Below are 3,217 nucleotides of genomic sequence, written 5' to 3'. Positions count from 1 at the left end.
AACATTAGAAACTTTATTTTCAATATTTCAAATTGATTTAAAGTTAGTTAATTGACCACGATTATCGAGTTTTCCTTTTGTTTTATATTTTTTACCATGATGGGGTAAATTTTCTTTTTTTAATCCAAATTCACCTAGGCAAATTCATTTATAAACAGTTTTAACACAAGCAGGAAATTTAACACCAAACTCCAAGAAATAACGATAAATCAATTGTTCGGGGGTATCGTGGTATTTATTAAATCTTATTTTAATAAAATCTAATTGCTCTTTTGTAAATTCAGGTAGTTTTTTAATACATTTTTTACGTTTTTTCTTATAATCTTTTTGTGCTTGATATGGATTATAATCTTGTATATTTTTAAATCGATTTATTTCTCTTTTAATGGTATTAATTCCGCGCCCCATTTGTCTTGATATTTCAGATAAATTAATCGTACCATTTTTCTTTTTACAAGTATCAGATAACAATAAATCCTTAAATAAATCTCGTTCATCAAATATTAAATGTTTAAATTTTCGCATTTTTATATAAATTCCCTTCATTTTTTCTTATAATGTATTATATATAAAATAAAGAGGTTAATAAATATGCAAGAATTTAGTAAAGTTAACAACAAAAAACGAATTACTAGTTATGAACATTTAAATAAAAAATATGATTTAAATTTTAGTGACTATAATTTTGGTTTTGACTGAGAAGTATTTAAAAATTTTGTTGGTGATAGTTATGCTCGATATTTTACTTCGCCAACTTTTTTTAAATTTGTTTCGGCTGGAAGAGGTACTAATAAAACATGAAACCATCTGGCTGAAAAATTATTTTTTGCTTGTAATTTTACTGATGCTTCATCTAATATTTTACGAAGATATGCTAATACCCACGAAGATAATACATTTGGCGATATGATTAATGTTTGTAATTACTTATATGATAAATATGGTATTGATTTGTGACCTGACAATGAAAATGGTATTGTTTGACCTAAAAATGTTAAAGAAGGTGGCGAAATTGTTTTTCCTAGTGGTGTTCGCATTGCTTTTGCAGGTTATGCTAATGGTAATAAAATTATGGGGAAAGTTGGTAAAGGTAGTGGTATTATATCGACATGAACTGATGAAATGATCCACGCGGAAGAAAAAGAAATCTTAACTGATAAAGAACTAGACAAAAGATATAATAATTTAAGAGTTTCAATGTTTCGTTCTAAAAGTTTAAAGGTGTCTTACGAAAAATACATGGATGAAAATGATAATGAACAATATAATTTAGATAATCCTATTCCAGTAACAGAATTATCTTGGACATTTCAAGAATGAGATAATATAACAAAGCAATACGAAACAGTAACAACATATTTTCATAAAACATATTCTAATCAATTTACTTTTAATCCTTTTGATAAATACCATGTCTTTTATGAAAAATTTGTAACACCATATTTACCATTAAATGCCCGAATGCAAACTATTTTAAAAGAACACAATCAAGTATATTCAAAAAATACAAAGGCATTTAATGGATTGGGGGTTTTCAATTTACGATTAACAATGGGAGCTGTTTGAAACAAAATTCCTGATATTACTAAAAAACTTGTTTTAACAAATAAAGAAGAACGACCCGATTTATTTGAACTTGAATACTACGGTTTTGAATATAATGACAATGACCCTAGTATTTATGTTCTACGAAATTATCGTAAATATATTAAAGATTATAATCTACAAGATTTTTATAATACCAATAAAAAACAATATCAATTTGATAGTTATTCAATTGGTGTTGATTATGCTAATGGTAGTGAAGACCATACGATATTTTTATTTAGTGGTTATAAAATTAATGAAAATAATGAATATGATAAATATTTAATTGAAGAAAATGTTGTTACACCAAAAAACGCAATGAATTTAAATGAAATAGTTGAACATTACGGACAATGAATAATTAATACATTTGATAAATTTGATGGTTTTGAATATGCTACATTTCATTATGATATTAATGCTCACGATTTTATGCAAAAATTACAAGAAGATATTTACCCTTATTTAGGTTATAAAATTAAAATGTTTAAAGCCAAAAAACATCAGACATCCCTTAATAAAGAAGCGGGTATAATCAATCGTGTAACATGAATAAGAAAAATGTTTGTTCAAGGCAAAATATATGGCATGTTAGATAACTTCCTATTTTTAGATAAGTGTATTAGTGAACTAAGATTTAGTGATACCAAAACAAACACACCTGATATTAAAATGTACCATGACCCATATGATGCTTTGTTTTATGGTTCTTATCCGTATCGTTTTAAAATGGGAATTTAAAATATTTATGTTATAATACTATTGAAATAAAATTAAAGAATATTTCACTTAACTTTTATCTATATGTTTATTAAATCTGAAATAGCAGATTTTTTTATGTTTTGGGCGAGAGGTTGATTTTATTAAATTTTTGTGATAAAATGACTTATAAGTTAAAAAAGTTTTGAGGTTCTTTAAAACAAATTTTGGAACCTTTATAAAATTCTTCGCTTAACGCTTAGAATTTTTCCCAAAGATTTTTAAAAGCGCGGCAAAAGTTTTTTTAAACTTTAAGGCATTTTTCACAAACTTATGAAAATCACCGCGAGCCCAGATTTGTATTAAAACATAATTACAATAATAATCATAGTAAATAACTCCTTTCTAAAACATATTTCAAAGTGCTTGTATGTATATATATATAATGTCAATAGGTCTTGATAAAAAGTTTCAAGATGAAAGAAAGGAAATTATACAAAATGAAAAAACTGTTAAGTTTATTAAGTGTATTAACAATTAGTGGAACTGCAATACCAACAACAATTGCCGCTAGTCCTTATCAAAAAAACGAACAAATTACTAATAATTTAGAAAATTTAAAAAGAAATAAAAGAGATAATAATAATTTTAGCGTTAAAAATGATATTTATTACCTTAATGGTCAAAATTATGTTAATAAAGAAACAATTCCATATCCAGTAACAACAATGTATACTTTTACCAAAAATGAATATGGCCGTAATATAGGTGATGTTTACTTTGGTACAACAAATGGTGTTTATTTACGTAAGTCTGGTGAACTAACAACCACTAAAATTGACAATATTGATAATTCGATTGCTTTGATACAATATCATGGTAATGGTAGTGTACATATTATTGATGGTCAAGGAAAAATTTATTGAGTTAG

At 25.6% G+C, this 3,217-nt stretch carries 1 protein-coding gene and 2 pseudogenes; 2 read left to right on the top strand and 1 reads right to left on the bottom strand.

The genetic code is table 4. The annotated features are described in order from the left end of the window. Window positions 1-525: pseudogene (locus D9R21_RS05255) on the bottom strand (IS30 family transposase); the annotation flags it as partial. 66 nt (window positions 526-591) lie between these two features. Here D9R21_RS05255 and D9R21_RS05250 point away from each other — a divergent pair. Then, entirely contained in the window at window positions 592-2,328 is a 1,737-nt protein-coding gene (locus D9R21_RS05250; RefSeq protein ID WP_126821382.1) for a hypothetical protein, read from the top strand. 458 nt (window positions 2,329-2,786) lie between these two features. Continuing rightward, a pseudogene (locus D9R21_RS05245) lies at window positions 2,787-3,217 on the top strand (hypothetical protein); the annotation flags it as partial.

Source organism: Spiroplasma endosymbiont of Megaselia nigra (assembly GCF_003987485.1).
GTDB lineage: Bacteria > Bacillota_I > Bacilli_A > Mycoplasmatales > Mycoplasmataceae > Spiroplasma.
This window is presented reverse-complemented; position numbering and strand designations above follow the sequence as displayed.